Source organism: Paracoccus liaowanqingii (genome assembly GCF_004683865.2).
GTDB lineage: Bacteria > Pseudomonadota > Alphaproteobacteria > Rhodobacterales > Rhodobacteraceae > Paracoccus > Paracoccus liaowanqingii.
The window spans coordinates 2,509,551-2,535,833 of the sequence record NZ_CP038439.1 but is presented as its reverse complement, the minus strand read 5'-3'; the positions used below and the strand labels follow the sequence as shown (position 1 = coordinate 2,535,833).

Genomic DNA, 26,283 nt, shown 5'->3' with positions numbered 1-26,283 from the left:
GGGTTACTCCGTCGCGGGCGCGTCAGCGGGCGCCTCGGCGGCGGGGTCAGCCGCCGGCATGTCTGCGGGGGGCGCGTCCGCCGCCGGGCCGTCCGTCGCTGTACCGTTCGATGCGGGGCCGTTCGATGCGGGGCCGTCCGATGCGGGGGCCTCGGCAGATGCGGCATCCGCGGGCGGGGCGTCCGCGGGGGCGGCGGTCTCGCGCACCACGCCCGCCTCGTCGAAGGTCACCGGGACGCTGACGACCTCGGCCCCCTCGGCCAGGCCGGTCAGCCCGTCGACGACCAGCATGTCGCCGTCCTCCAGCCCCTCGGTCACGATCCATTGCTGCTGATAGCTGCCATCCTCGGTCAGCTGGCGCTGCTGCACCGCGCCGTCCACGACGACCCAAGCCGACAGGTTGCCGATCTTGTCGCGGCTGGCCGCCGATTGCGACACGAGGAACGCCTCGGTCACGCCCAGCTCGACCTGCCCGCGCAGGAACATGCCCGGCAGCAGCAGGTTGTCGGGATTGGCGAAGCGGAACCGCGTGTCGATCGACCCGGTCGAGGTCGAGACCGTCACGCCCGGCGCCACCAGCTCTCCCACCGCCTGGTATTCGCGGCCGTTCTCCAGCGTCAGGACAGCGTTCAGCTCGTCGTTCAGGCGCAGGTTGCCGTCGTTGATGTCGTCCAGCACGCTGAGAAACCGCGACGAGGGCTCGTACATGTCCACCTCGATCGGGTCCAGCTGGGTCACCGTGGCCATCGCCTCGGCCTGACCGGCGGTCACCAGATCGCCCACCGAAGCCTCGGCCACGCTGGCAAAGCCCGAGATCGGCGTGGTCACGGTGGTCCATTCCAGATCGGCCTCGGCCAGGATCAGGGCAGCCTCGGCCGATTGCTGGGCCGCCCGCGCCTGGTCCAGCGTGGCCTGCGCCTGCTCAACCTGGGCCTGGGTGGTGCCCGATCCCAGCAGCTGCTGCGTGCGGTCGAACGAGGATTGCGCCTGCGTGACCTGCGCGCGGGCCGAGGCGACCTGCGCCTCGGCGCCCGCCAGGTTGGCCTGATAGGTCCTCTCCTCGATGCGGAACATCGGCGTGCCGGCCTCGATCAGCTGGCCGGGCTCGTAGAGAATCTCGGTGATGATGCCGCCCACGCGGGGCCGGATCGCCGTGTCCGAGGCCGCCACCGCCCGTCCGGGCAGGGTCACCACGCGGGGCACGTTCTGGCGCGCCACCTCGACCACGCCCACCTGCTTGGGCGGCATCCCGCCCGGAGCCTGGGCCGCCGCAGGAAGGGCTGCAAGCATCGCGCCGGCCAAGGCCGCGCCGGTGGCAAAGATCGTCTTGTGCATGGTGATGGATCCCGATCAATCGCCCCGCGGGCGCCGTTGTTGGCTGCTCATTGCATGATTTTGCGGAGTGTGCAATGTTTGCTTTTACTGCACGAGGAGGGTGCCCGCGAAATGTCCATCAATCTCCGTGATCGGCGCCGACAGCAGACCGCCAAGGATATCCAGCTGGCGGCGCTACGCCTCAGCCTGTCCCTGGGCTATCCGGCCGTGACCACCGATTCCATCGCCGTCGAGGCCGGGATCAGCCCGCGCACCTTCTTCAACTACTACCCCAACAAGCAGGCCGCCGTGCTGGGCGAGCCGCCCTCGCTGGATTGCGACTGCGCGGCTTGGATCGTCACCTCGACGGCGCCGTTGCGCAGCGATCTGGCGCGGCTGCTGGGATCCATGCTGGAACAGAAGCAGCTGGACCGGCAGATCGTGCGCATGATCGAGCAGATCTGGGACAGCGCGCCCGAGCTGATGACGATCTTTCGTAATTCCATGGACAATATCGCGCTGGCCATCGGGCGGCTGCTGGAGGCCCGGCTCGGCCCCGGCCGCCAGCAGGAGGCGATGCTGGTGGCGGAACTGGCCACCCACGCGCTGTCCAACGCGGTCCGGGCCTGGGCCGCGGACGAGACGATGCGCGTGGCCGACATCCCGCCCCTGATCGAGCGGCAGATGGCCGAGGTCGGGGGCCTGGTGATCTGATCCCGCTACCTTGCGATCCCTGTGCTGTCTCGTTCCAGGAGTTCGACATCGAGGGTGAGGGTGTTCTGGGGTGTCTCGCCTGCCATTCTTTGGATGAGGGTTTCGGCGGCTTTTCGTCCGAGGCGGGCGCGGTGCTGTCGGATGGTGGTGAGGGCGGGGAGGCAGAAGGCGGCCATCTCGATGTTGTCGAAGCCGATGACCGAGATGTCGTGGGGCACGCGCAGGCCCGCGGTGATCAGGCCGGTCATCAGGCCGATGGCCATCTCGTCGTTGTCGCAGAAGACGGCGGTGGGGCGGTCGGGCAGGGCCAGCAGGCGGGCGGCGGCGTCGCGGCCGCAGCGGGCGGTGAAGTCGCCGCCGAGGCGGTCGTGGGGCCCGGGCTCGGGCAGGCCGGCCCGGGCCAGGCCCTGCAGGAAGCCCTGGCGGCGGGCATGGGTGAGCGAGCTGTCCCCGGGGCCGGTCAGATGCAGGATGCGGCGATGGCCGAGGCCGGTCAGGTGGGCGGCGGCCAGGCGCCCGCCGCCGGCATTGTCGGCCAGCACGCGCGGCGCGGCCAACCCCTCGATCCATTCGCAGGCCTGGACCAGCGGCGGGCATCCGGGGCGGTCGAACAGGCCCGGGTCCAGCCGCCCGTCCAGCACGATCACCCCGTCCGAGCGCGAGCGGTTCAGATAGGGGGCCAGCACGGTCATCGCGGGCTGGTCGGGCACGGCGGTGGTGTCCATGACCAGAAGGCTGAGGTGGTGGCGGCGCAGCACCTCGGAGATGCCCGACAGGATCTGCGAGAAGAACGGATTGGCGAGGTTGGGGACCAGCGCCAGCACGCCGCCGACCTGCTGCTGGCGCAGGTTCCGGGCGGTGAAGTTCAGGGTGTATCCGGTCTGCGCGATGGCCTCCTCGACGGCCCTGCGGGTGGCCTCCGAGACGATGGCGGGGTTGGACAGGGTGCGGCTGACGGTGGCGACCGACACGCCCGCCAGCTTGGCGACATCGAGGATGCGGGGCGGACGGGATTGATCTGACACGGGAAACGCACCTTCGGGCGACGGGGGGCAGGGTCACGCTTAGCGGAAAAAAGGCGGTTGTAAACCGTTTCATCCTGTGGTTTCGTCCGATGAAACCGATTACACACGCTGGAATCGGCCAAGGAGGAGCTTCGGGGAGAGGCTTCGGGAGGATGCATGCAGACCATCAAGGGCCCCGGCCTGTTCCTGGCGCAGTTCGTCGGCGATGCCGCGCCGTTCGACAGCTTCGACGCGATCACCGCATGGGCGGCGGGCTGCGGCTATCTGGGCGTGCAGGTGCCCTCGGGGGCGGCGTCGCTGATCGATCTGGACCGGGCGGCGGCCTCGCGGACCTATTGCGACGAGCTGTCGGGACAGGCGCGGGCGCATGGCGTCCAGATCACCGAGCTGTCGGCGCATCTGCAGGGCCAGCTGGTGGCGGTGCATCCGGCCTTCGACGCGGCCTTCGACGGCTTCGCGCCGGCGTCCGTGCGCGGCGACGCGGTGGCGCGGCAGGCCTGGGCGGTGGATCAGGTCCGAAAGACCATCGACGCCTCGGCGAACCTGGGTCTGGACCGGATGGCGGCCTTTTCCGGCGCGCTGGCCTGGCCCTACCTCTATCCCTGGCCGCAGCGCCCGGCGGGGCTGGTCGAGGCGGCCTTCGACGCTCTGGCGGCGCGCTGGCGGCCGATCCTGGACCATGCCGACAGCCGCGGCGTCGACATCTGCTTCGAGATCCATCCCGGAGAGGACCTGCATGACGGGGTGACCTTCGAGATGTTCCTCGATCGCGTGGACCAGCATCCGCGCGCCAGGATGCTGTACGATCCGTCGCATTACCTGCTGCAGCAGCTGGATTACCTGGCCAACCTCGACATCTATGCCGAACGCATCGGCATGGTCCATGTGAAGGATGCCGAGTTCAACCCGACGGGGCGGCAGGGCGTCTATGGCGGCTACCAGCCCTGGGTGGACCGGGCGGGGCGCTTCCGCAGCCTTGGCGACGGGCAGGTGGACTTCAAGGGCATCTTCTCCAAGCTGGCCACGATGGGCTTCGATGGCTGGGCGGTGGTCGAATGGGAATGCGCGCTCAAGCACCCCGAGGACGGCGCCCGCGAGGGGGCGGCCTTCGTGCGCGACCACATCATCCGGGTGACCGACCGGGCCTTCGACGACTTCGCGGATGGCGGCGCGGATGACGCGGCCAACCGCCGGATGCTGGGGCTGGGGGCATGAGCATGGACAGGCATATCCCGATCCGGCTTGGCATGGTGGGCGGCGGCGCGGGCGCGATGATCGGCAATGTGCACCGCATCGCGGCGCGGCTGGACGGGCGGTTCGAGCTGGTGGCGGGCGCGCTGTCCTCGGACCCCGCCCGGGCGGCGTCCAGCGCGGCCGCCGCGGGCATCGCGCGCAGCTATGACGACTTTGAACGGATGGCGCGCGACGAGGCCGCCCGCCCCGACGGGATCGAGGCGGTGTCGGTCTGCACGCCCAACCACCTGCACGAGCCCGTGGCCCGGGCCTTCCTGGCGCAGGGCATCCACGTGATCTGCGACAAGCCGATGACCGCGACGCTGGCGCAGGCGCAAGATCTGGCCGCGGCGGCGCGGGCCTCAAGCGCGCTGTTCGTGCTGACCCACAACTATTCCGCCTATCCGCAGATCCGCCAGGCCCGCGCGATGATCGCCCGCGGCGATCTGGGCGCGCTGCGGCTGGTGCAGGTCGAATATGCCCAGGACTGGCTGACCGAGGAGACGACCAGCAAGCAGGCCGACTGGCGCACCGATCCGGCCCGCGCGGGTGCAGGCGGCGCGATCGGCGACATCGGCACGCATGCCTTCCAGCTGGCGCGCTTCGTCACCGGGATGCTGCCCGAGCGGCTGGCCGCGGACCTGAGCAGCTTCGTGCCCGGGCGCCGGCTGGACGACAACGCCCATATCCTGCTGCGCTACGGCACCGGGGCGCGGGGGATGCTCTGGGCCTCGCAGGTGGCGCCGGGGCGCGAGAACGGGCTGCGGCTGCGCGTCTATGGCGAGACGGGCGGTCTGGAATGGCAGCACGACCTGCCCGAGACGTTGCTTCATACCCCCTTCGGCCAGCCCGCGCAGGTCCTGCGCCGGGCAGGTCCCGGCAGCACGCCCGAGGGCAGCCGCGTGCCGCCCGGCCATCCCGAGGGCTATCTGGAGGGCTTCGCCAACCTTTACGCCGAGGCCGCCGACGCGATCCGCAGCGGCGTGCATCCCGACACGCTGCCGGGCCTGCGCGACGGGCTGGAGGGGATGGCCTTCATCGACGCCTGCATCCGCTCGCAGGCCGCCGACGCGGCGTGGGTCGAGGTGACGCCATGACCCTTCCCGGACCCACCACCCCCGCCCCCGTCCTGGCGCTGGATGCCGTCACCAAGGCCTTCGGCCCGATCGAGATCCTGCACGGCGTCGACTTCGCCCTGCATCCCGGCGAGGTCCATGCCCTGATCGGCGAGAACGGTGCGGGCAAGTCCACGACCATGAAGATCCTGGCCGGCTATCTGGACCCCACCGGCGGCCGGGTGCTGCTGGAGGGGGCGCCCGTGACCTTCGTCGGCTCGGACGAGGCCGAGGACCGGGGGATCATCATGATCCACCAGGAGTTCAACCTGGCCGAGCACCTGTCGGTGGACCAGAACGTCTTTCTGGGCCGCGAGCTGAGGCGCGGCTTCCTGCTGGACCACAGGGCGATGCGCGCGCGCACCGCCGACCTGCTGGCGCAGCTGCACTGCCGGGTCGATCCGGCCACGCCCGTCAATCGCCTCTCGGTCCCCGACAAGCAGATGGTCGAGATCGCCAAGGCCCTGTCGCGCGACGCGCGCGTGCTGATCATGGACGAGCCCACCGCCGTGCTGACCGAGCGCGAGACCGAGGTGCTCTTCGCGCAGATCGCGCGGCTGCGGGCCGAGGGCGTGGCGATCCTCTACACCTCGCACAAGCTGGGCGAGGTGAAGCGCATCGCCGACCGCGTCACCGTGCTGCGCGACGGCACGATGGTGCGCTCGGACCTGACCGCCGACGTGACCGAGGACGACATGGCCGCCGCGATGGTCGGGCGCGAGCTGTCGGATCTCTATCCCCCCAAGGTTCCAGCCCAGGTCGGGGGCGGCGCCGAGCCGATCCTGGAGGCCCGCGGCATCACCGTGCCGGGCATCGTCCATGATGCCAGCCTGGTCCTGCACCGGGGCGAGGTGCTGGGCATCGGCGGGCTGGTCGGATCGGGACGCACCGAGCTGGCCGAGGCCATCGCCGGGCTGCGCCCCCGCACGGGCAGCGTCCGCCTGGACGGGGTGGACCTGCCCGCGGGGCAGGTGGCCCAGGCCATGCGCGCGGGGCTGGCCTATCTGACCGAGGACCGCAAGGGCGCGGGGCTGCTGCTGGACAAGTCCCTGCGCGAGAACCTGACCCTGCCGCTGCTGGAGACCTTCGGCCGCCCGCTGATCGACCGCAGGCGCGAGGAGGCGGCGCTGGACCGCGCCATCGCCGAGTTCGGGATCCGCGCCCCGGCCCGCGACATGGCGGTGGGCGATCTGTCGGGCGGCAACCAGCAGAAGCTGCTTCTGGCCAAGGTGCTGCTGCCCGACCCGCGGGTGGTGATCATCGACGAGCCGACGCGCGGCATCGACATCGGCACCAAGCAGCAGATCTACACCCTCATCGCCCGGCTGGCCGCCGAGGGGCGCAGCATCATCGTCATCTCGTCCGAGATGCCCGAACTGATCGGCCTGGCCAGCCGCGTGATCGTCATGCATGCCGGCCGCATCGCCGGAGAGCTGTCGGGCACGGCGGTCACCGAAGGCGGCATCGTGCGGTTGGCGATGGGCATGGACGACACATACAAGGACACCGCCGCATGAGCACGGCCACGCACGCACAAACTTCCGCCCCCCGCCGCCGGCGCGTCAACCTGACCGTCATCGCGCCGCTGGTGGCGCTGCTGGTGCTGATCGGCATCGGCATGGCGCTGAACCCGAACTTCCTCAGCTATGCCAACATCACCAACGTGCTGGCCCGCTCGGCCTTCATCGGCATCATCGCCATCGGCATGACCTTCGTGATCACCGCGGGGGGGCTGGACCTCTCCGTGGGCTCGATGGCGGCCTTCGTGGCCGGGCTGATGATCCTGGTGATGAACCTCCTGACCGACAGCATGGGGCCGGGCCTGCCGGTCATCGCCCTGGGCATCGCGGTGGCGCTGCTGGCGGGGCTGGCGGCGGGCTTCATCAACGGCATCCTGATCACCCGGGCGGGCATCGAGGCCTTCATCCTGACGCTTGGCACCATGGGCATCTATCGCTCCCTGGTGACCTGGCTGGCCGATGGGGGCACGCTGTCCCTGGGCTACGAGATGCGCGAGATGTACCGCCCCGTCTATTACGGCGGCATCCTGGGCATCGCCTGGCCGATCATCGTCTTCGCCCTGCTGGCCATCCTGGGCGAGATCGCCATGCGCCACACCGCCTTCGGCCGGCACTGCGCCGCGATCGGCTCGAACGAGAAGGTCGCGCGCTATTCGTCCGTGGCGGTGCTGCGGGTGCGGCTGGCGACCTATGTGCTGCTGGGCGTGCTGGTGGGCATCGCGGTCGTGATGTACGTGCCGCGCCTTGGATCCGCCTCGGCCACCACCGGCCTCTTGTGGGAGCTGGAGGCGATCGCCGCCGTCATCATCGGCGGCACGCTCTTGAAGGGCGGCTTCGGCCGGGTCTGGGGCACCGTCGTGGGCGTGCTGATCCTGTCGCTGATCGGCAACCTGCTGAACCTGACCGACTTCGTCAGCCCCTATCTGAACGGCGCCATCCAGGGCGTCGTCATCATCCTGGCCGTCGTGCTGCAACGCAACACCGGCGCGGCGCGCTGAACCTGATCCCGTGGGAGGAGAACCACCAATGAAAGCCACTTTGCCAATGAAGGCCACCCTGGTCGCCACCACCGCCCTTCTGGGCCTGACCGCCGTCCCGGCGCTGTCCCAGACCGTCGGCATCTCGATCCCCGCCGCCACGCATGGCTGGGCCGGCGCGCTGAACTTCCATGCCGAGCGCACCGTCGCCCGCCTGGCCGAGGCGAACCCCGACATGGAGTTCGTGCTGACCACCACCTCGGATCCCGGCCAGCAGGTCTCGGACCTCGAGGACATGGTCGCCACCCGCGGCATCGACGCGCTGGTCGTGCTGCCCTTCGAATCCGAGCCGCTGACCGGCCCGATCGCGCGCATCGCCGACAGCGGGGTCTGGGTCACGGTCGTCGATCGCGGCCTGGCGCAGGAGGGGATCGAGGACCTCTATGTCGCGGGCGACAACGACAGCTTCGGGCGCACCGCCGGCCAGTACTTCGCCCAGACCCTGGACGAGGGCGCGCAGGTCGTGGTGATGCGCGGCATCGCCTCGACCGTCGACAACGAGCGCGTGGCGGGCTTCGAGGCCGCGCTGGAGGGATCGGGCGTCGAGGTCGCCGCCATGGATCACGGCAACTGGAACCGCGACACCGCCTTCAACCTGATGCAGGACTGGCTGTCGCGCTTCCCCGAGATCGACGCGGTCTGGGCGGCCGACGACGACATGGCCGTGGGCGCGCTCGCCGCCATCGACCAGGCCGGCCGCACCGGCGAGATGTTCGTCGTCGGCGGCGCCGGCATGAAGGAGATGGTCGACCGCATCCGAAACAGCGATCCCACCGTGCCGGTGAACGTCACCTATCCCCCCTCGATGATCTCCACCGCCATCGAGATGACCGTCCTCGGCCTCACCGCAGGCGCCCCCATGAGCGGAGACTTCATCATCGCATCCGAACTCATCACACCCGATAACGCCGAAAACTTCTACTTCGAAGACAGCCCGTACTAAGGGGATAAGAGGCGCGGGGGGGAGGACGCCCCCCGCGTGCCGTCAGTCCGCTGCGCGGCAGGCCTCCAGCCAGCGGCCGATCGCCTCCAGCGCGGGGGCCTCGTCCAGCCAGGGAATATGGGCGCGGCCCGGCACCTCGGCCAGGATCAGGTCCGGGCGCATCCGCACCATCCGCGCCACGGTCTCGGGCGCCAGAAGGTCCGAATTCGCCCCCCGGATCAGCGCGACCGGTATCGCCGCCGCCGCCTGCCACAGGGGCCACAGATCCACCGGCGGCCCGTCGAAGGCCGCCAGGAATGCCTCGCGCAATGCCGGATCATAGGTCAGCGCCAGCCCCTCCGGCGTCTCGACATAATGCCGCCGGACGTCCTCCAGCCAGCGTCCCTCGGGCACGTCCGAAAACCCCGGCATCAGGTCGGGCAGGCGCCCGGCCAGCGCCGCATGGGTGGGCGCTTCGGGCGCGCGTCCGACATAGTCGAAGATCCGCTCGAGTCCCGCCCTCGCGATCTCGGGCCCGACATCGTTCAGGCACAGCCCCAGCATCCGCTCCGGCGTGGTCGCAGCCAGAACCATCCCGATCAGCCCGCCCCGGGACGTGCCCAGCACCGCCGCCCGGTCCACGCCCAGATGATCCAGCAGCTCGACCGCATCGCGGGCCTCGCGCGGCACGGTATAGCTTTCGGAGCCGGTCCAGTCCGATCCCCCGCGCCCCCGATAGTCCATGCGGATCAGCCGCACCCCGTCCAGATGCGGGGCGAGGTAGTCGAAATCCGACATGCCGCGCGTCAGCCCCGCCAGGCACAGCACCGGCAGTCCCGTGCCCTCGTCCGCATAGACCAGACGCGCCCCGTCACTCGCCCGAAACTCAGCCATGCGCAGCCCTTTCATCTTGGCGAAAATATCCCGGGGGTCCGGGGGCTGGCCCCCGGCTCAACCTAATGGTTCCTATTCTGCGGGCCGGCCCCCGGCACCAACCTCAGAGGTTCTCGCTCTGCGGCATCCCCAGCACGTGATAGCCGCCATCCACCGTCACGATCTCGCCCGTGGTGCAGGCCCCCCAGTCCGAGGTCAGCCACACGGCCGTGCCGCCGATCGCCTCCAGCGTGGCATTGGCACGCAGCGGCGCATTGGCCTCGGTGTGGCGGAAGGTCTTGCGTGCGCCGCCGATGGCGGCACCGGCCAGCGTCTTCATCGGGCCCGGGCTGATCGCGTTCACGCGGATGCCGTCGGGGCCCAGGTCGTTGGCCAGATAGCGCACACTGGCCTCGAGCGCGGCCTTGGCCACGCCCATGACGTTGTAGAAGGGCGTCACCCGGTTCGATCCGCCATAGGTCAGGGTGATGATCGAGGCGCCCGGTGCCATCAGCGGATGGGCGCGGCGCGCGACCTCGATCAGGGAATAGCAGCTGATCTCCAGGCTGCGCTTGAAGTTGGCGCGGCTGGTGTTCATGAACCGGCCGGTCAACTCGTCCTTGTTGGAAAAGGCGATGGCATGGATCAGGAAGTCCAGCTGGCCCCACCGCTCGGCCAGGGTCGCGAAGGCCCCGTCCAGCGAGGCGTCGTCGGTCACGTCCACATCGACCAGAAGGTCCGATCCGACCGAGGCGGCCAGCGGCTCGACCCGCTTGCCGAAGGCCTCGCCCTGATAGGAGAAGGCCAGCTCAGCCCCCTCGGCCGCCATCGCGCGCGCGATGCCCCAGGCAATGGACCGCTCGTTGGCGACCCCCATGACAAGCCCGCGCTTGCCCTTCAGAAGATCGCCCATGAGCTGTCCCTTGTCGTTACGTCATTCCAGATAGCGCGACATCAGCAGCGTGGCATTGGTGCCGCCGAAGCCGAAGCTGTTCGATAGGACCGAATCCAGCCCGGCATCGTCGACGCGGCTGGAGGCAATCTCGCCCGGTTGAATCTCGGGGTCCAGCGTGGTCACGTTCGCCGAGGCGGCGATGAAGTCATTTTGCAACATCAGCAGCGCATAGATCGCCTCGTGCACGCCGGTCGCGCCAAGCGAATGCCCGGTCAGCGACTTGGTCGAGCTGACCGGCGGGGTCGCGCCCTCGCCGAAGATGCGGCGGATCGCCTTGATCTCACCCAGATCGCCGACCGGGGTCGAGGTGCCGTGGGCGTTGATGTAGCTGACCTTGCGGCCCTCGGGCAGGGTGGCCATGGCGACGCGCATCGCCCGCTCGCCGCCCTCGCCCGAAGGTGCGACCATGTCGTATCCGTCGCTGGTGGCCCCGTATCCGGTGACCTCGGCATAGATCTTGGCGCCGCGCGCCAGCGCGTGGGACAGCTCTTCCAGCACCACGACGCCGCCGCCGCCCGCGATCACGAAGCCGTCGCGGGTCGCATCATAGGGGCGGGAGGCGGTCTCGGGCGTGTCGTTGTACTTGGACGACATCGCGCCCATCGCGTCGAAGAGGCAGGACAGCGTCCAGTCCAGTTCCTCGCCGCCGCCGGCGAAGACGATGTCCTGCTTGCCCATCTGGATCTGCTCGACCCCGTTGCCGATGCAGTGCGCCGATGTCGCGCAGGCCGAGGTGATGGAATAGTTCACGCCCTTGATCTTGAAGGGCGTCGCCAGGCAAGCCGAGTTCGTCGACGACATGCAGCGGGTCACCATGAAGGGGCCCATCTTCTTGGGCGCGCCCTTCTCGATGACCGTCTGGTGGGCCAGGAAGAAGTTCGAGGTCGACGGCCCGCCCGATCCCATGATCAGGCCGGTGCGCTCGTTCGACACGTCGCTTTCGTCCAGGCCGCTGTCGGCGATCGCCTGCTCCATGGCCAGGAAGTTGTAGGCCGCCCCCGGACCCATGAAGCGCAGGTTGCGCTTGTCGACATGGTCCTCCAGCACGATCTGGGGCATCCCGTGGACCTGGCTGCGAAAGCCGTGCTCGGCATATTCGGGGGCGAAGACGATGCCCGATTTGCCGGCCCGCAGGCTGTCGGTGACCTCGTCGGCCGAGTTGCCGATGGGGGATATGATGCCAAGCCCGGTGATGACGACGCGACGCATGGGGGCCTCCTTGATGAGTGGGATCAGCTGGCCGACAGGGCCACTTTCATGTCCTTGACCTGATAGATGACCTCGCCATCGGCCTCGACGCGGCCATCGGCCACGCCCATGGTCAGGCGGCGGGTCTGCAGGGCCTTGGTGAAGTCGACGGTATAGCGCAGCAGCTTGCGGTCGGGGCGGACCATGCCGGTCAGCTTGACCTCTCCCACGCCAAGCGCATAGCCGCGCCCCTGCCAGCCGCGCCAGCCCAGGTTGAAGCCGGTCAGCTGCCACAGCCCGTCCAGGCCCAGGCAGCCGGGCATGATCGGGTTGCCGGGGAAATGGCAGGTGAAGAACCACAGGTCCGGGGTGATGTCGAATTCGGCCACGATATGGCCCTTGCCATGTTCGCCGCCATCCTCGGACACCTCGGTGATGCGGTCCATCATCAGCATCGGCGGCTCGGGCAGTTGGGCATTGCCGGGGCCGAACAGCTCTCCGCGCGCGCAGGCAAGCAGGTCGTCGCGGGTGAAGCTGGTCTGGGTCAAAGCCATGCGGGTCGTGCCTTTTCTGGGCGGCCCCTGCGGGCCGGGCGGGATCGTCGGATTGCGCAAGGGTCTATCATCCGGGGTCAGATCGACGCAAGGGCAAGCGGCGCGCCGCCCCCGCCGCCGGTCACCCGCCGCCTAGAACCACTGCCCGGGCTCCATCAGGCCCAGGTTCATCAGCTGGTCGCCGCTCCACTCGAAGGGATGCGAGTTGCGCCAGGTCAGGCTGCCCACCTGGTCGCGCGACCCGGGATTGGTCGCCAGCGCCTTGGCCACCCGGAACGAGGCGATGGCGGCGGTCAGGTTGTGGTGCCAGGGACAGGAATAGGTGTTGTATTCCTCGATGGAGAAGCGGTGATCGGCAGTCACCTGCAACCCCGGCGCTGCACGGAACAGGGCGATGCGGTCGATGCGGCGCCGGTCGGGGGGCAGCAGCTCCTCGTAGCGCCAGCGCAGGCCGCCGTGGAAGTCCAGCTGCCGGTCGCGCGCCTGACCGTCGGGCCCGATCCGGCCAAGCGCGTAATAGCCCGCGCGGTCGAACAGCGGCGCGTCCAGGTCCACGGCATCGGGATGGGTCGTCAGGTCGCCCGCATAGAGGTCGACCACATAGCTCAGCATGGCGGGGCGGCGTTCCTCGGTGTGAAAGCCCAGCATCTCGCCCACGCTGCGGGTCTCGCAGAAGGGATAGAACAGGAATTCGGCATTGTAGCAGTAGTACAGCCAGGTCCCCGTCGGCACCGCGCGGATGACCGCGTTCACCGCCTCGACATGGGCATCGGGGCGGCGAGTGTCATAGGGCAGCTGCGTGACCTTGGAGGCCAGCACCTCGGGCAGGTCCTGCGGCTGGTCCGAGAACAGCAGGATGTGCCGGAAGCCGCGTCCGATGTGATGTTCGACGGTCGCGGCGACGGCGGTGGCATCCTCGACCAGGATCAGCGCCAGCGGACCCTTGGCCAGCACCTCGGGCTTGCGGGCCAGGAAGCGCTCCATGCTTTCCGGGGGCAGCAGCATCAGCGCATCACCGCCTTGACCTGCTCCAGCGCCTGCGCCAGCAGCTGGGGATTGCCCTCGGCGGCGGCGACCAGTTCCTTGAGCGTCTGCTTCTGCGGCTCGGCCAAGGTGGCGCCGTCGATGATCCGGTCGACCTGCGCGCGGTCGAACCCCTCGGGGGTCAGCAGCGCCTCGATCCGCGCGGCGATCGAGGCGGCGTCGGCGGTATCTGACGCGGCCTCGGCGGCATCCTGCGCGGCGGTCGCGGCCTCTTCGGCGGCTTCGGCCGGCGCCAGCGCCGTCACGCCGGCGGTCGCACCGGCAGCGGCGGCGGCAGCACGGTCGGCGGCGTCCAGGGCGGCGACGGCGGCGGCCTCGGCGGCGTCGGCTGCGGCCGAGGCCGGGGCGGCGCCGGTATCCTCGGAGGCGCGGGCGGCTTCGGCGGCGGCATCCGCGGCGATGGCCGCGGCATCGGCTGCGGCGTCTGCCGCGGCCTCGGCGGCGGCCTGGTTGTCGGCATCGGGATCCGAGGGCGCCTCGTCCGCCAGTTGCGCGGCATCGCCCGCGGCCTGGGCCGCATCCTCGGCCAGACGCGCGGCGGCGCCCGCATCGGTCTGCGGCACATCGGCCTGCGGCGCGTCGGCGGGGGCAACCTCGGCGGGGGCAGGGGCCTCGACAGAGCCTTGGGCGGGGGCTTGGGCCAGGACTTCGGCCTCGTCATCCGCGCCTTGCAGGAACAGCCATCCGCCCCCGGCCGCCAGCAGAAGAATCACGACGATCGGCAACAGTTTGGACATGCGGCACCTGGGAACTGAGGATATGAGCCCTTCTATGGCACAGCCCTTCGGGCCAGAAAACCCGCCGCAGGGCCCGCAGGACCTCCGATCCGGCCCCGGATGGTCGATTTGCGGCCGATATCGATCAATTCCGGTTGAAACATGGCGCGCGGGGCCTTATTTTCCTGCCACTTGCGCATTGGCCATTAAAGGAGCACCGCCATAGCCCGTCGCCCGCATAACGCACCGCCCCAACGTGACACCGGCCCCCGGACCAACGAACGCATCCGCGTGTCCGAGATCCGCCTGATCGGCCCCGAGGGAGAGAACATCGGCGTCGTGCCGCCCTCCGTCGGCATGCAGATGGCCCAGGATGCCGGGCTGGATCTGGTCGAGATTTCGCCGAACGCGGCCCCGCCGGTCTGCAAGGTCATGGACCTCGGCAAGTACAAGTACGAGATGCAGAAGCGCGAGGCCGAGGCCCGCAAGAAGCAGAAGGTCATCGAGGTCAAGGAGATCAAGTTCCGTCCGGGAACCGACATCCACGACTACGACGTCAAGATGCGCAGCGTGATGAAGTTCCTGGAAGGCGGCGACAAGGTCAAGGTGACCCTGCGCTTCCGCGGCCGCGAGATGGCCCATCAGGATCTGGGACTGGAACTGCTGCACCGGGTCCGCGACGACGTGGGCGAGGCCGGCAAGGTGGAAACCATGCCCAAGCTGGAAGGCCGCCAGATGGTCATGATGATCGCGCCGAAATAGGCCTGCGACACATGCGACATCTTCAGGGCCGCGCGGGCATTGCCGCGCGGCCTTTTGCATGGCTAGGGTGGCGCATGACCGATGCCCCCCAGATCCGCCTGATGCGCCTGCCCGAGGGCGACCCCGCCATTCCCCTGCCGCGCTATCAGACGCCCGGCGCGGCGGGCGCCGACCTCTGCGCGAACCTTGCCCCCGTCGACCGGGCCGCCGGGATCACGCTGCCGCCCTTGGGCCGTGCGCTGATCCCCACCGGGATGGCGCTGGCCATCCCCGAGGGGTGGGAGGTGCAAGTCCGCCCCCGCTCCGGTCTGGCGCTGAAGCACGGGATCACCCTGCCCAATGCGCCGGGCACCATCGACAGCGACTATCGCGGCCCGCTTGGGGTGATCCTGCTCAACCTGGGCGATGCGCCCTTCACCGTGGCCCATGGCGACCGGATCGCGCAGATGGTCGTGGCCCCGGCCCCGCAGGCCCGCTTTGCGCCGGTCGCGGCGCTGGACGAGACCGCGCGCGGGCAGGGCGGCTTCGGCTCGACCGGGACCGGGCCGGACCGGGGGGGCATCTGATGCTGGGCGTCTTCCTGATCGTGATGCTGCTGATTCTGGGCCGCGTGCTGCATCTGCCGCGGCAGGTGACGCTGCTGATGATCGGCCTGCTGTGGGTGGGCATGCTGTCGCTGCAGGTGGTGGCCCCGGGCAGCGGGGCGGCGGCGGCGGTCGGCGGATCGGCGGCGGGCTGGCTGGTGCTGGGCGCCATGGTCGGGCTGGTCATCGCCTATCGCGGCCTTCTGCGCCGGTTGCGCGCCCGCGCGACGCCCGATCCCGTGCCGGTCACCCGCGACGAGGGCCTGTCGGGGGCCGAACTGGACCGCTATGCCCGCCATCTGGTCCTGCGCCAGATCGGCGGCGGGGGCCAGATGCAGCTGAAGGCCGCGCGGGTGCTGGTGATCGGCGCGGGGGGGCTGGGCTCGCCTTTGTGCCTGTACCTGGCGGCGGCGGGGGTGGGGCGCATCACCCTGGCCGATGACGACACGGTCGGCCTGTCCAACCTGCAGCGGCAGGTGATCTTTCGCGACGATCTGCGCGGCGAGCCCAAGGCTTATGCCGCGGCGCAGGCGATGCTGGCCCTGAACCCGCATCTGGACATCACCCCCCTGACGCGGCGCATCACGGAAGGCGACGGTGCCCTGATCGCCGCCCATGATCTGGTCATCGACGGCACCGACAGCTTCGCCACCCGCGCCGCCATCAACCGCGCCTGCGTGGCGGCGGGCGTGCCGCTGATCTGGGGCGCCATCGGGCAATGGGACGGGCAGGTGACCCTGTCCGATCCGGCGCGGGGCGGCCCCTGCATCGCCTGCCTCTTTCCCAAGGCCCCCGAGCACGACGCGCCCTGCGCCGAGGCGGGCGTCGTCGGCGCCCTGCCCGGTGTCATCGGCAGCCTGATGGCGCTGGAGGCGATCAAGCACCTGACCGGCGCGGGGCAGGGGCTGCGGGGCCGGATGATCCTGTTCGACGGGCTCTATGGCGAGACGCGGACGATCGGCACCTTGCCCGATCCGGGCTGTCCGGTCTGCGGGCGCCAATCGGCTCTGGCCCGCGGGGCGGCGCCTCTCTAGGGTCGGGGCAACCGACAGGAGGTCTCATGAACCCGCAACTGACCCGCTGGACCGGCCCCGAGGGGCTGCCGCGCTTCGATCTGATCGCCGATGCCGATTTCGCCCCGGCATTCGACCGCGAACTGGCCGCATCGGAGGCCGCGCATGAGGCGATCGCCGCCAATCCCGACGCGCCCGACTTCGCCAACACCATCGCCGCGATGGAGCTGGCCGACGAGGGGCTGAACCGCGTCCTGTCCGTCTTCTACACGCTGGCCGGCGTCGATTCGAACGAGGCGCGTCAGGCGCTGCAGCGCGATTTCGCGCCGCGCCTGGCCGATCACGGCAGCCGCATCAGCATGGACCCCCGCCTTTACGCCCGGGTCAACGCCGTGGCGCAGAGCGCCTCCGCCCTGCCGCCCGAGGATGCGCGCATCACCGAACTGGCGCTGCGCGACCTGACCCGGGCGGGGGCCGGGCTGGACGAGGCGGGGCGCGCCCGGATGACCGCGATCCGCGCCCGGCTGGCGGTGCTGACCACCCAGTTCACCCAGAACGTGCTGGAGGATGAGCGCGACTACATCCTGCCCATCCCCGACGACCGGCTGGAGGGCCTGCCCGGCTGGCTGCGACGCGCCATGCGGGCGGCGGCGAAGGAGCGCGGGCTGACCGGCCAGATCGTGACGCTGAACCGCTCGCTGATCGTGCCCTTCCTGGAACATGCGGGCGACCGGGCGCTGCGCGAGACCGCCTTCCGCGCCTGGACCGCGCGCGGATCGGGGGACGGTGCGGGCGGGCAGGGGACCGACAACCTGCCGGTCCTGCACGAGATCCTGGCCCTGCGCCATGAGCGCGCGCAGCTGCTGGGCTTTGCCGATTTCGCCTCGTGGAAGCTGGACACCCAGATGGCCGCCACGCCCGAGCGGGTCGAGGCGCTGCTGTCCGAGGTCTGGACCGCCGCCCGCGCTCGCGCCGCCTCGGACGAGGCGCGGCTGACCGAGATGCTGCGCGCCGACGGCGTCAACGGCCCGCTGGAGGCCTGGGACTGGCGCCTGTATGCCGCCCGGCTGCGCCAGCAGGATCACGACGTGGATGCCGATCAGGTGGCGCCCTATCTGACGCTGGACGCGATGCTGGGCGCGGTCTTCGACGTGGCGCAGCGCCTGTTCGGGCTGGAGTTCCAGCCGCTGCAGGCGCCGCTGTGGTCGCCCGATGTGCGCGCCTGGCGGGTCACGCGCGGGGGACAGCTGATGGCGGTCTTCGTGGGCGATTACTTCGCGCGGCCGTCCAAGCGGTCGGGGGCGTGGTGTTCGTCGCTGCAGGTCCAGCACAAGCTGGGCGAAGGGCAGCGGCCCATCGTCGTCAACGTCTGCAACTTCACCCCGCCCGAAGAGGCAGGCGCCCCGGCCTTCCTGTCCTGGGACGATGCGCGGACGCTCTTTCACGAATTCGGCCATGCGACGCATCACATCCTGTCGGACGTGACCTGGCCCTCGATCTCGGGGACCTCGGTGGCGCAGGACTTCGTCGAACTGCCCAGCCAGCTGTATGAACACTGGCTGGAGCAGCCCGCCGTGCTGGATGCCCATGCCCGCCACCACGAGACGGGCGAGGTCCTGCCCGCCGACCTGCGCGACCGCCTGCTGGCGGCGGGCAAGGCGGGGGCGGGATTCTCGACGGTGGAGTATCTGGAAAGCGCGCTGGTCGATCTGGCCTTCCATCGTGGCGCACCGCCCCAAGATGCGATGGCCCGGCAGGCCGAGATCCTGACCGCGCTGGACGGGCCGCGCGCCATCCCGATGCGCCACGCCACGCCGCATTTCGCCCATGTCTTCGCGGGCGACAGCTATGCCAGCGGATACTACAGCTACATGTGGTCCGAGGTCATGGATGCCGACGCCTTCGCGGCCTTCGAGGAGACGGGCGACATCTTCGATCCGGCCACCGCGCGGCGGCTGGAGGAGACGATCCTGTCGCGCGGCGGATCGGCCCCGGCGGACGAGCTGTGGATGGCGTTCCGCCAGCGCATGCCGGGGGTGGATGCGCTGCTGAAGGGGCGCGGGCTGGTCTGATGCGCCCGAGAGGGGGCGCTGCCCCCGCGCCTGCGGCGCCCCCCCGGGATATTTGCGGACCGCCGCAGGAGGGTGGGGTCAGTCGCGGATTTCCGCGGCGTCGACGCCCCAGATGGTGGCCTTGGGCACCCAGCCCCGCTGGCCGCCGCCCGAGACGCGGCACCAGTCGGGGTCGCATTCGTTCAGGCGCAGGATGGCTCCGGCCTCGGCCCGGGCCACGATGTCGGCATCCGGGTTGGGGCGGGTGCGCAGTTCCAGCATGTCCTGGGTCACCAGCGCGGTGCGCACGCCGGACAACAGCGCATAATGGATCCAGCCGCCGGTGCCGTCGCGATCCTCGACCCGGCGCCAGTGGCCGAATTCGGCCACCACGCGCAGCGGCATGCCGGCATGGCGGAAGACCCAATCGATGCGGTGCGACAGGCTGGGGCCGCGCCGGGCATTGCCCTCGTTTCCCTTGAGGCTGACATAGCGGGGCAAGGGCAGGTTGGTCACCGGGCCGCGCTGACCGGCCACGGTCTGCGCCTGCTCGGCCGGGGTCTGCGCCGCAGCCGGGCCGGCCAGGCCCCAGGCCCCGATCATCCCCGCAAGCGCGAGTGCCGCCGCTGCGCCCGTTCTGCCAAGCCGTGCCGTCATGCCCTGTCCGTCCCTGTCCTGCGTGGGCCGCCCCGTGCCCCGGATGGGGTGGCGGCCCTCTGGGGTCTTGTGCCGGCCCCTCAACGCGGGCAGTTTGCCAAATGCGGCCCCCGATGGAAAGGGCGGGCCGACATGCCTGTCCGACCGCGTGCAACACAGTGAGGTGACCATGCCCGCCAGCCCCTTGTCCGACCGCCGCAAGCTGCGCGTGGCCGTCACCCGGCGCCTGCCCGACGCGGTCGAGACCCGCATGTCCGAGCTGTTCGACATCGTGCTGCGCAATGACGACCGCAAGCTGGGCCAGGACGAGCTGGTGGCGCTGATGGAGGGGGTGGACGTGCTGGTGCCCACCGTCACCGACCAGATCACCGCCGCCATGCTGGCCCGCGCGGGCGAGCGGCTGAAGCTGATCGCCAATTTCGGCGCGGGGGTGGATCATATCGACGTGCTCTCGGCCCGCCAGCGCGGCGTGCTGGTCAGCAACACGCCGGGCGTGGTGACCGAGGACACCGCCGACATGGCCCTGGCGCTGATCCTGGCGGTGACGCGCAAGATCCCCGAGGGGCTGGCCGAGATGCAGGCCGGGCGCTGGCAGGGCTGGTCGCCCACCGCGCATCTGGGCGGGCGCGTCGGGGGGCGGCGCCTTGGCATCCTGGGCATGGGCCGGATCGGGCAGGCCGTCGCGCGCCGGGCCAATGTCTTCGGCATGCAGGTCCATTACCACAACCGAAAGCGCCTGCGCCCCGAGATCGAGGAGGCGCTGCAGGCCACCTGGTGGGAGAGCCTGGACCAGATGCTGGCGCGCATGGACATCGTCAGCGTGAACGCGCCGCACACGCCCTCGACCTTCCACCTGCTCAATGCGCGGCGGCTGAAGCTGATGAAGCCCTCGGCGGTGATCGTGAACACCTCGCGCGGGGAGGTCATCGACGAGAACGCCCTGACCCGGATGCTGCGCGCCGGAGAGATCGCGGGCGCGGGGCTGGACGTGTTCGAGCATGGGCACGAGATCAATCCCCGGCTGCGCGAACTGCCCAACGTGGTCCTGCTGCCGCATATGGGCAGCGCCACGGTCGAGGGCCGCGCCGAGATGGGCGAGAAGGTCATCATCAACATCAAGACCTTCGCGGATGGCCACCGGCCGCCCGATCTGGTCGTGCCGTCGATGCTGTAGGGATCCATGGACATGACGGACGGAAGGGCGCGGTGGGCGGTCTCGGCCCTGTTCTTCGCCAATGGGCTGCTGGTGGGCAGCTGGGCGCCCAAGATCCCGGTGCTGATGGCGCGGTTGGGAATCACCGAGGCGATGGCCGGGCTGATCGTGCTGGGTCTGGGCGCGGGGTCCTTGTGCGTGATGCCGCTCTTTGGCGCGATGGTGGCGCGGGCGGGATCGGCGCGGGCGGTGCGGGTCGCGGCCTGGGCCGCCTCTTCCTCGCTCGTCTGGATGTCGATGATGCCGGGATACTGGTCCGTCGCGGCGGCGGTGTTCCTGTTCGGGGGCGTGATCGGCGGGATGGATGTCGCGATGAACGCCAATGCCGTCGCGGTCGAGCGGCACCGGGGGCGGGCGATCATGTCCTCCTGCCACGGATTCTGGAGCCTCGGCGGCCTGGCCGGGGCCGGGGCGGGCGGGGCGCTGATCCTGGCATTTGGCGAGATATTTCATTCGGTTATGGTGACCGTCGCGGTGGTGGGGGTGCTGGTCTGGGCGCTGCCGCGCCTGCTGGAGGACCGCCCGGCGCCGGAGGCCGAGAAGGTGCCGCTGCGCCTGCCGCGCACGCCCTTGCCCTATCTGATCGGGCTGATGGCGCTGACCGCGATGATCCCGGAAGGGGCGATCCTCGATTGGGCGGCGGTCTATCTGCAGCGCGAGATGGGCGCATCCTTGGCCGTGGCGGGCTGGGGCTTCGCGGCCTGCGCGGGGACGATGGCGGTGATGCGGTTTCTGGGCGACGCGCTGCGGCGGCGCTTCGGCGCGGTGACCACGCTGCGTGCCAGTGCGGGCGTGGCGATGGCCGGGCTGGCGCTGGCGGGGCTGGCGGATACGCCGGGGCCAGCGATTGCAGGCTTTGCGCTGGCCGGGATCGGGATCGCCAACATGGTGCCGATCGCCTTTTCGGCGGCCGGGAACGTGCCGGGGCTGGCGGCCGGGATGGGCCTGTCGGTGGTCACGATGATGGGCTATTCCGGCATCCTTCTGGCGCCGGGCAGCATCGGCTTTCTGGCCGAGCATCTGAGCCTCGGGACGATCTATCTGGCGCTGGCGGTGCTGCTGGTCATTCCGCTGGCGCTGTCGCGTCTGGCGGGGACGGCGGATTTCGAAAAGAGGTAAGGTCCGGCGCAACGGCTGCGGGCGTTGCTTTGGCGGTGCGCGCAACGGCCGGGACGGGGGCGGCGCGGATCGGGCAGCGATTGCTGGGGATTCGGCCGCACCGGGGGTGCACGGGGGCGGCACCGGCTGTGCACAGGCTGTACACCGGTTGCGGGCGTTGCGCGGGGGACGCACCCTTTGGCGACCCCCTGCAGGATATGCCCGCGAAGAGGATGGGGCCGGCTCAGCGGTAGAGGTTGGCGGGCCCCGGAAAACTGCGGTCGCGGACGGCGGCAGCGTAGGCCGCGATCGCGTCCTCGGCGCGGGGGCCCAGATCGCCGAACTTCTGCACGAAGCGGGGCACGCGGCCCGAGAGGCCCAGCATGTCGTCCAGAACCAGGATCTGGCCGTCGCAGCGGGCGGAGGCGCCGATGCCGATGGTGGGGATGGACACGGCCTCGGTCAGGCGGTCGGCCAATGCCTCGGTCACGCCCTCGATGACGACCGAGAAGGCGCCGGCGTCGCTGACGGCCCGGGCATCGGCCAGATGGGCGGGCCAGCTGGCCTGATCGCGGCCTTGGGTCTTGAAGCCGCCCAGCGTGTGGGTCGATTGCGGGGTCAGGCCGATATGGGCCATGACCGGGATGCCGCGGTCGGTCAGGAAGCGGATGGTGGGGGCCATGCGGGCGCCGCCCTCCAGCTTGACGGCGCCTGCGCCCGTCTCGGCCATGATGCGGGCGGCGTTGCGGAAGGCGGCTTCCGGGCTTTCCTCGTAGCTGCCGAAGGGCATGTCGATGACGACCAGCGCCCGGGCGCTGCCGCGCATGACGGCCTGGCCATGCAGGATCATCATCTCCATCGTGACGCCGAGGGTCGAGGGCAGGCCGTGGACGACCATGCCAAGGCTGTCGCCCACCAGGATCACCTCGGCATGGGGATCGACGGCGGCGGCCATGGGCGCGCTGTAGGCGGTCAGCGCGACGATGGGCGTGTCGCCCTTGCGGGCGGCGATCTGGGGGGCGGTGATGCGGCGGACGGGGGCCGGATCGGAGGGGCGTGCGGACATGGGCTTTCCCTATGGATGGACGACGCGCTGGTCGATCAGCAGCACCTCGCCGAAGCGGACGGCCAGCAGGATCACCACGGGGCGGTCCAGCGTGGCGATGCGCGTGAGGTCGCCCGCGTCGCGGATGTCGATGGAGCGGATCTGGCCTCGGGGCTCTGCCGCCAGCAGGGCGCGGATCGCGCGGCGCAGGGCGGCGGGCGTGGTGCCTGGGGCGACCATCGCCTGGGCCCGGTCCAGCGCGCGGGCCAGGATCGGGGCGCTTGCGCGGTCCTCGGGCGTCAGGCGCTGGTTGCGCGACGACAGCGCCAGCCCGTCGGCATCGCGCACGGTGGGTCCGGCGAGGACCTGCACGGGGATGTCCAGATCCGCGACCATCTGCCGGATCAGGGTCAGCTGCTGATAGTCCTTTTCGCCAAAGACCGCCGCCTGCGGCTGGATGATGTTGAAGAGCTTGGTCACCACCGTCGCCACCCCGCGGAAATGGCCGGGCCGCAGCCGTCCCATCAGCATGCGCCCGAGGCCCGTGACCTCGACCTGGGTCTGCGCGCCGGGGCGGTAGATGTCGGCGACCTGCGGCAGGAAGACCGCGTCGCAGCCCGCGCCCGCCAGCAGGTCCAGATCCTGCGCCTCGGACCGGGGGTATTTGTCCAGATCCTCGCTGGGTGCGAACTGCGTGGGGTTGACGAAGATCGAGGTGACGACCCGGCCGCCGCCCTGCGCGTCCAGCCAGTCGCGGGCGCGGGTGACCAGCGACAGGTGCCCCGGATGCAGCGCGCCCATGGTGGGGACCAGCGCCACGCGGCCTGCACCCTCGCGCCAGTCGCGCATGGCCTGCGTGCTGCGGCAGATCTGCATGAGGGCCCCCCTGGAAACGTGGCGCAACCTAGCGGCGGGGCCGGGCATGGGCAAGGCCATGTCGTTTTTCGCCCGCATGTGTCGGGCGCCTTGGACGCCACGTCGCGGGGATGGGGCATCACAGGGAAAATCGGTCCAGATGAGGTCACGGGATGAAGTCGCAGGTGAAGGTTCTTGTCGTCGGAGGCGGCGCCGTGGGCTGCGGGATCGCGCTGCATCTGGCCCGCGCGGGCTGGGACACCCTGCTGGTCGAGCGCGACGAGCTGACCGCCGGGTCCACCTGGCATGCGGCGGGGCTGCTGCCCCTGTTCAACATGGGCTATGCGACCAGCCATATCCACGATTACTCGGTGCGCCTTTATGCGGGGCTGGAGGCCGAGACGGGGCTGAACGCGGGCTTCACCCGCTGCGGCAACCTGCGCATGGCGCAGACGGATGCGCGGATGGACGAATACATGCTGTATTCCGCCACCGCCGAGACGGTGGGGATCGAGCATCAGTTCCTGACCCCGGCCCAGATCAGGGACCGCTGGCCGCTGGTCCGGACCGAGGATCTGAAGGGCGCGCTGTTCCATCCGACCGATGGCTACATCAACCCCGCCGACGTGACGCAGGCCATGGCCAAGGGCGCGCGCATGGCGGGATGCGCCATCGAGCGCAAGATCCAGGTGAACGGCTATCGCTGGACCGGGTCCGACTGGGTCGTGACGGTCGAGCGGATGGTCGAGAAGGGCGGCAACCTGATCCCCTCAGGCGAGGTCTTCGAGATCCGGGCCGAGCATGTGGTGACCGCCACCGGCAACCATGCGCAGCGCACCGCGCGGCTGCTGGGCATCCGCATCCCCGCGATCCCGGTCGAGCACCAGTTCATCGTGACCGAGCCGGACCCCGCGCTGATGCGCTGGCGGGCCGAGGGCAATCCCGAGCATCCGGTGCTGCGCGACGCGGACGCCAAGTGGTACGTGCGCGAGGAGCGGGGCGGCTGGATCCTGGGCCCCTATGAGAAGGGGGCGCCGGCGCGCTTCCCCTATGGCGTGCCCGACAGCTTCCGCGCCGATCTGTTCCCCCTGGATCTGGAGCGGATCGAGGAGGAGTACATGGCGATGATCCACCGCATCCCGACCAGCGAGACGGTGGGGCTGAAGGACGATTTCAACGGGCCGATCTGCTACACCCCGGACGGCAACCCCTTGGTCGGGCCCGCGCCGGGCCTGCGCAACATGTGGCTGGCCGAGGGGTTCAGCTTTGGCATCACCGCCGCCGGGGGGGTGGGGCATTATCTGGCGCAGATGATGGTCGAGGGTGAGGCCGAGATCGACATGGCGTCTTTGGACCCGCGCCGGTTCGGCGACTGGATGACCACCGAATATGCCGTGAAGAAGAACGAGGAGGCGTATGAGAACGTCTTCGTGCTGCATCATCCGGATGAGGAGCGCGGCGCGGCGCGGCCGCTGCGGACCTCGCCCGCCTATGACCGGCAGGCGGCGCGAGGCGCGCAGTTCGGGCAGGTGAACGGCTGGGAGCGGCCGAACTACTACGCGCCGATGGGCTTCGACGACCATGACAGCCGCAGCTTCCGGCGCGGCGGCTGGTGGAAATATGCGAAGGCCGAGGCCGAGGCGGTGCGGAGCGCGGCGGGGCTGGTCGATGCGACAGCCTTCGCAAAGCATGTGGTGACCGGGCCGGGGGCGACGGCGTTCCTCGACTGGCTGACCACCAACAAGCTGCCCAAGGTGGGGCGGATCAACCTGACCTATGCGCTGACCGATGCCGGGACGGTGCGGACGGAATACACCATCGTGCGGCGGGGCGAGCAGGATTACTATCTGGTCTCGGCGGGGGCCTGGACGGATTACGACCGCGATCACCTGGTGAAATCGGCCGAGGATTTCATGGCCTCGGGCGGGGCCTTCGTGGCGGTGCAGGACGTGACGACGCAATGGGGCGTCTTCGCCATCGCCGGGCCGCAGTCGCGCGCGGTGCTGGCGCAGCTGGTCCGGGATGCCGAGCCTGCGACCGTGTTGTCCAACAAGCGCTTTCCCTGGCTGTCGATGCGGCGGATCGAGCTGGGCATGGTGCCGGTCATGGCCATCCGCGTCGCCTATACGGGCGAGCTGGGATGGGAGCTGCATCACCCGATCGAGATGCAGAACCACCTGTTCGACCGGCTGATGGAGGCGGGCGAGCCCCTGGGGCTGACGCTGGTCGGCGCGCGGGCGCAGAACTGGCTGCGCCAGGAGAAGTCCTATCGCGCCTTCGGCACCGAGCTGGGCCGCGATGCGACACCGCTGGAGGCCGGGCTGGACCGCTTCGTGGACCTGTCGAAGGACTTCCGCGGCAAGGCGGCGATGGAGGGCAAGGGGATCCGGTCGCTCTGCGTCACGCTGCGCATCGACGGGCCGGCGGATGCCGATCCCTGGGGGCGCGAGGGGCTGTTCCTGGACGGCGCGCGGATCGGGCGGCTGACCTCGGGCGGGTATTCGGTGGCCTTCGGGCAGCAGATCGGCATGGGCTATGTCCGGCCCGACCTGGCGGTGCCGGGGACGCGGCTGCAGGTGCGGATGTTCCGCGAACTGTTCGACGCGGTGGTGTGCGAGGACAGCCCGCATGATCCGCAGAATGCGCGGATCCGGGTCGATGGCTGAGGCCCTGGTCGGGCGGTGAGGGAGGCGGGGGGCCTTGCGCCCCCCGTCGCGTGCCGCGACTCCCCCCGCAGGATATTTATGCCAAGATGAATGGGGGGCGGTGTTTGCTGGGGAGGCGTCTGGGGGACA

Annotated in this window: 24 protein-coding genes; 13 read left to right on the top strand and 11 right to left on the bottom strand. The window is 70.2% G+C overall.

What is annotated here, in order from left to right:
• Positions 1–3: 3 nt before the first annotated feature.
• Positions 4–1,335, bottom strand: coding sequence for an efflux RND transporter periplasmic adaptor subunit (locus E4191_RS12195; RefSeq protein WP_135313649.1), 1,332 nt, complete (start codon positions 1,333–1,335; stop codon positions 4–6).
• A gap of 111 nt (positions 1,336–1,446) precedes the next feature.
• Between E4191_RS12195 and E4191_RS12190 the strand changes: the two genes are divergently transcribed.
• Positions 1,447–2,028, top strand: coding sequence for a TetR/AcrR family transcriptional regulator (locus E4191_RS12190; RefSeq protein WP_176562712.1), 582 nt, complete (start codon positions 1,447–1,449; stop codon positions 2,026–2,028).
• Between the two features lie 5 nt (positions 2,029–2,033).
• On the opposite strand, the gene E4191_RS12185 is transcribed toward E4191_RS12190, so the two are convergent.
• On the bottom strand, positions 2,034–3,053 hold the full coding sequence (locus tag E4191_RS12185; RefSeq protein ID WP_135313647.1) for a LacI family DNA-binding transcriptional regulator: 1,020 nt from the start codon (positions 3,051–3,053) through the stop codon (positions 2,034–2,036).
• Positions 3,054–3,209: 156 nt separating this feature from the next.
• On the opposite strand from E4191_RS12185, the gene E4191_RS12180 reads away from it, so the two are divergent.
• The 5 genes from E4191_RS12180 to E4191_RS12160 are packed head-to-tail and all read left to right on the top strand — an operon-like array spanning position 3,210 to position 8,901.
• On the top strand, positions 3,210–4,268 hold the full coding sequence (locus E4191_RS12180) for a sugar phosphate isomerase/epimerase family protein (protein ID WP_135313646.1): 1,059 nt from the start codon (positions 3,210–3,212) through the stop codon (positions 4,266–4,268).
• A gap of 2 nt (positions 4,269–4,270) precedes the next feature.
• Positions 4,271–5,383: a Gfo/Idh/MocA family protein gene (locus E4191_RS12175; protein ID WP_135314454.1), complete on the top strand. Its 1,113-nt coding sequence runs from the start codon at positions 4,271–4,273 to the stop codon at positions 5,381–5,383.
• A complete protein-coding gene (locus tag E4191_RS12170) occupies positions 5,380–6,918 on the top strand; it encodes a sugar ABC transporter ATP-binding protein (protein ID WP_135313645.1) in 1,539 nt (512 codons plus the stop codon). Before E4191_RS12175 ends, E4191_RS12170 begins: the two co-directional genes overlap by 4 nt.
• Positions 6,915–7,919 (top strand): ABC transporter permease, encoded by a 1,005-nt coding sequence (locus E4191_RS12165; protein WP_135313644.1) that lies wholly within the window; start codon positions 6,915–6,917, stop codon positions 7,917–7,919. The genes E4191_RS12170 and E4191_RS12165 overlap by 4 nt, the downstream gene beginning before the upstream one ends.
• A gap of 46 nt (positions 7,920–7,965) precedes the next feature.
• The gene (locus tag E4191_RS12160) at positions 7,966–8,901 is read left to right on the top strand and encodes an ABC transporter substrate-binding protein (protein WP_135314453.1); all 936 of its coding nucleotides are present in this window, start codon (positions 7,966–7,968) and stop codon (positions 8,899–8,901) included.
• Between the two features lie 42 nt (positions 8,902–8,943).
• Here E4191_RS12160 and E4191_RS12155 read toward each other — a convergent pair whose 3' ends face one another.
• The 6 genes from E4191_RS12155 to E4191_RS12130 all read right to left on the bottom strand — a co-directional run bounded on the left by E4191_RS12155 (position 8,944) and on the right by E4191_RS12130 (position 14,231).
• Complete coding sequence (locus E4191_RS12155; protein WP_135313643.1) at positions 8,944–9,774, bottom strand: alpha/beta fold hydrolase; 831 nt, start codon at positions 9,772–9,774, stop codon at positions 8,944–8,946.
• A 103-nt stretch (positions 9,775–9,877) separates the two neighbouring features.
• A complete protein-coding gene (locus E4191_RS12150; protein WP_135313642.1) occupies positions 9,878–10,666 on the bottom strand; it encodes an enoyl-ACP reductase FabI in 789 nt (262 codons plus the stop codon).
• A gap of 21 nt (positions 10,667–10,687) precedes the next feature.
• Positions 10,688–11,917, bottom strand: a complete 1,230-nt coding sequence (gene fabB / locus E4191_RS12145; protein WP_135313641.1) for a beta-ketoacyl-ACP synthase I — start codon at positions 11,915–11,917, stop codon at positions 10,688–10,690.
• A 23-nt stretch (positions 11,918–11,940) separates the two neighbouring features.
• Positions 11,941–12,450, bottom strand: a complete 510-nt coding sequence (gene fabA / locus E4191_RS12140; RefSeq protein WP_135313640.1) for a bifunctional 3-hydroxydecanoyl-ACP dehydratase/trans-2-decenoyl-ACP isomerase — start codon at positions 12,448–12,450, stop codon at positions 11,941–11,943.
• Positions 12,451–12,582: 132 nt separating this feature from the next.
• Positions 12,583–13,455, bottom strand: coding sequence for a glycosyltransferase family 2 protein (locus tag E4191_RS12135; protein ID WP_176562711.1), 873 nt, complete (start codon positions 13,453–13,455; stop codon positions 12,583–12,585).
• Positions 13,455–14,231, bottom strand: a complete 777-nt coding sequence (locus E4191_RS12130; protein WP_135313639.1) for a hypothetical protein — start codon at positions 14,229–14,231, stop codon at positions 13,455–13,457. Before E4191_RS12130 ends, E4191_RS12135 begins: the two co-directional genes overlap by 1 nt.
• Positions 14,232–14,432: 201 nt before the next feature.
• Between E4191_RS12130 and infC the strand changes: the two genes are divergently transcribed.
• The 4 genes from infC (at position 14,433) to E4191_RS12110 (ending at position 18,641) form a co-directional block, all read left to right on the top strand.
• Positions 14,433–14,972 (top strand): translation initiation factor IF-3, encoded by a 540-nt coding sequence (gene infC / locus E4191_RS12125; protein WP_135313638.1) that lies wholly within the window; start codon positions 14,433–14,435, stop codon positions 14,970–14,972.
• Positions 14,973–15,046: 74 nt separating this feature from the next.
• Positions 15,047–15,538, top strand: a complete 492-nt coding sequence (gene dut / locus E4191_RS12120) for a dUTP diphosphatase (protein WP_135313637.1) — start codon at positions 15,047–15,049, stop codon at positions 15,536–15,538.
• A complete protein-coding gene (locus E4191_RS12115; RefSeq protein WP_135313636.1) occupies positions 15,538–16,590 on the top strand; it encodes a HesA/MoeB/ThiF family protein in 1,053 nt (350 codons plus the stop codon). The genes dut and E4191_RS12115 overlap by 1 nt, the downstream gene beginning before the upstream one ends.
• A gap of 26 nt (positions 16,591–16,616) precedes the next feature.
• Positions 16,617–18,641 (top strand): M3 family metallopeptidase, encoded by a 2,025-nt coding sequence (locus tag E4191_RS12110; RefSeq protein ID WP_135313635.1) that lies wholly within the window; start codon positions 16,617–16,619, stop codon positions 18,639–18,641.
• Between the two features lie 78 nt (positions 18,642–18,719).
• Here the strand turns inward: E4191_RS12110 and E4191_RS12105 are convergent, their stop codons facing one another.
• Complete coding sequence (locus E4191_RS12105) at positions 18,720–19,277, bottom strand: SH3 domain-containing protein (protein ID WP_135313634.1); 558 nt, start codon at positions 19,275–19,277, stop codon at positions 18,720–18,722.
• A 169-nt stretch (positions 19,278–19,446) separates the two neighbouring features.
• Here E4191_RS12105 and E4191_RS12100 point away from each other — a divergent pair, with 169 nt between their 5' ends.
• Complete coding sequence (locus E4191_RS12100; protein WP_135313633.1) at positions 19,447–20,451, top strand: 2-hydroxyacid dehydrogenase; 1,005 nt, start codon at positions 19,447–19,449, stop codon at positions 20,449–20,451.
• A gap of 12 nt (positions 20,452–20,463) precedes the next feature.
• Entirely contained in the window at positions 20,464–21,609 is a 1,146-nt protein-coding gene (locus E4191_RS12095; protein WP_228461284.1) for an MFS transporter, read from the top strand.
• A 223-nt stretch (positions 21,610–21,832) separates the two neighbouring features.
• Here E4191_RS12095 and panB read toward each other — a convergent pair whose 3' ends face one another.
• Together panB and panC are read right to left on the bottom strand one after the other, a co-directional pair.
• Positions 21,833–22,654: a 3-methyl-2-oxobutanoate hydroxymethyltransferase gene (gene panB, locus E4191_RS12090; RefSeq protein WP_135313631.1), complete on the bottom strand. Its 822-nt coding sequence runs from the start codon at positions 22,652–22,654 to the stop codon at positions 21,833–21,835.
• A 9-nt stretch (positions 22,655–22,663) separates the two neighbouring features.
• A complete protein-coding gene (gene panC, locus E4191_RS12085; protein ID WP_135313630.1) occupies positions 22,664–23,509 on the bottom strand; it encodes a pantoate--beta-alanine ligase in 846 nt (281 codons plus the stop codon).
• Between the two features lie 152 nt (positions 23,510–23,661).
• On the opposite strand from panC, the gene E4191_RS12080 reads away from it, so the two are divergent.
• Positions 23,662–26,154: a GcvT family protein gene (locus E4191_RS12080; RefSeq protein WP_135313629.1), complete on the top strand. Its 2,493-nt coding sequence runs from the start codon at positions 23,662–23,664 to the stop codon at positions 26,152–26,154.
• Positions 26,155–26,283 lie beyond the last annotated feature (129 nt).

Bases quoted from the DNA above. Each gene is read 5' to 3' on its own strand.
- E4191_RS12195 (WP_135313649.1), bottom strand. From the start codon at position 1,335: ATGCACAAGACGATCTTTGCCACCGGCGCGGCCTTGGCCGGCGCGATG.
- E4191_RS12190 (WP_176562712.1), top strand. From the start codon at position 1,447: ATGTCCATCAATCTCCGTGATCGGCGCCGACAGCAGACCGCCAAGGAT.
- E4191_RS12180 (WP_135313646.1), top strand. From the start codon at position 3,210: ATGCAGACCATCAAGGGCCCCGGCCTGTTCCTGGCGCAGTTCGTCGGC.
- E4191_RS12175 (WP_135314454.1), top strand. From the start codon at position 4,271: ATGGACAGGCATATCCCGATCCGGCTTGGCATGGTGGGCGGCGGCGCG.
- E4191_RS12170 (WP_135313645.1), top strand. From the start codon at position 5,380: ATGACCCTTCCCGGACCCACCACCCCCGCCCCCGTCCTGGCGCTGGAT.
- E4191_RS12165 (WP_135313644.1), top strand. From the start codon at position 6,915: ATGAGCACGGCCACGCACGCACAAACTTCCGCCCCCCGCCGCCGGCGC.
- E4191_RS12160 (WP_135314453.1), top strand. From the start codon at position 7,966: ATGAAGGCCACCCTGGTCGCCACCACCGCCCTTCTGGGCCTGACCGCC.
- E4191_RS12155 (WP_135313643.1), bottom strand. From the start codon at position 9,774: ATGGCTGAGTTTCGGGCGAGTGACGGGGCGCGTCTGGTCTATGCGGAC.
- E4191_RS12150 (WP_135313642.1), bottom strand. From the start codon at position 10,666: ATGGGCGATCTTCTGAAGGGCAAGCGCGGGCTTGTCATGGGGGTCGCC.
- fabB (WP_135313641.1), bottom strand. From the start codon at position 11,917: ATGCGTCGCGTCGTCATCACCGGGCTTGGCATCATATCCCCCATCGGC.
- fabA (WP_135313640.1), bottom strand. From the start codon at position 12,450: ATGGCTTTGACCCAGACCAGCTTCACCCGCGACGACCTGCTTGCCTGC.
- E4191_RS12135 (WP_176562711.1), bottom strand. From the start codon at position 13,455: ATGCTGCTGCCCCCGGAAAGCATGGAGCGCTTCCTGGCCCGCAAGCCC.
- E4191_RS12130 (WP_135313639.1), bottom strand. From the start codon at position 14,231: ATGTCCAAACTGTTGCCGATCGTCGTGATTCTTCTGCTGGCGGCCGGG.
- dut (WP_135313637.1), top strand. From the start codon at position 15,047: ATGACCGATGCCCCCCAGATCCGCCTGATGCGCCTGCCCGAGGGCGAC.
- E4191_RS12115 (WP_135313636.1), top strand. From the start codon at position 15,538: ATGCTGGGCGTCTTCCTGATCGTGATGCTGCTGATTCTGGGCCGCGTG.
- E4191_RS12110 (WP_135313635.1), top strand. From the start codon at position 16,617: ATGAACCCGCAACTGACCCGCTGGACCGGCCCCGAGGGGCTGCCGCGC.
- E4191_RS12105 (WP_135313634.1), bottom strand. From the start codon at position 19,277: ATGACGGCACGGCTTGGCAGAACGGGCGCAGCGGCGGCACTCGCGCTT.
- E4191_RS12100 (WP_135313633.1), top strand. From the start codon at position 19,447: ATGCCCGCCAGCCCCTTGTCCGACCGCCGCAAGCTGCGCGTGGCCGTC.
- E4191_RS12095 (WP_228461284.1), top strand. From the start codon at position 20,464: ATGACGGACGGAAGGGCGCGGTGGGCGGTCTCGGCCCTGTTCTTCGCC.
- panB (WP_135313631.1), bottom strand. From the start codon at position 22,654: ATGTCCGCACGCCCCTCCGATCCGGCCCCCGTCCGCCGCATCACCGCC.
- panC (WP_135313630.1), bottom strand. From the start codon at position 23,509: ATGCAGATCTGCCGCAGCACGCAGGCCATGCGCGACTGGCGCGAGGGT.
- E4191_RS12080 (WP_135313629.1), top strand. From the start codon at position 23,662: ATGAAGTCGCAGGTGAAGGTTCTTGTCGTCGGAGGCGGCGCCGTGGGC.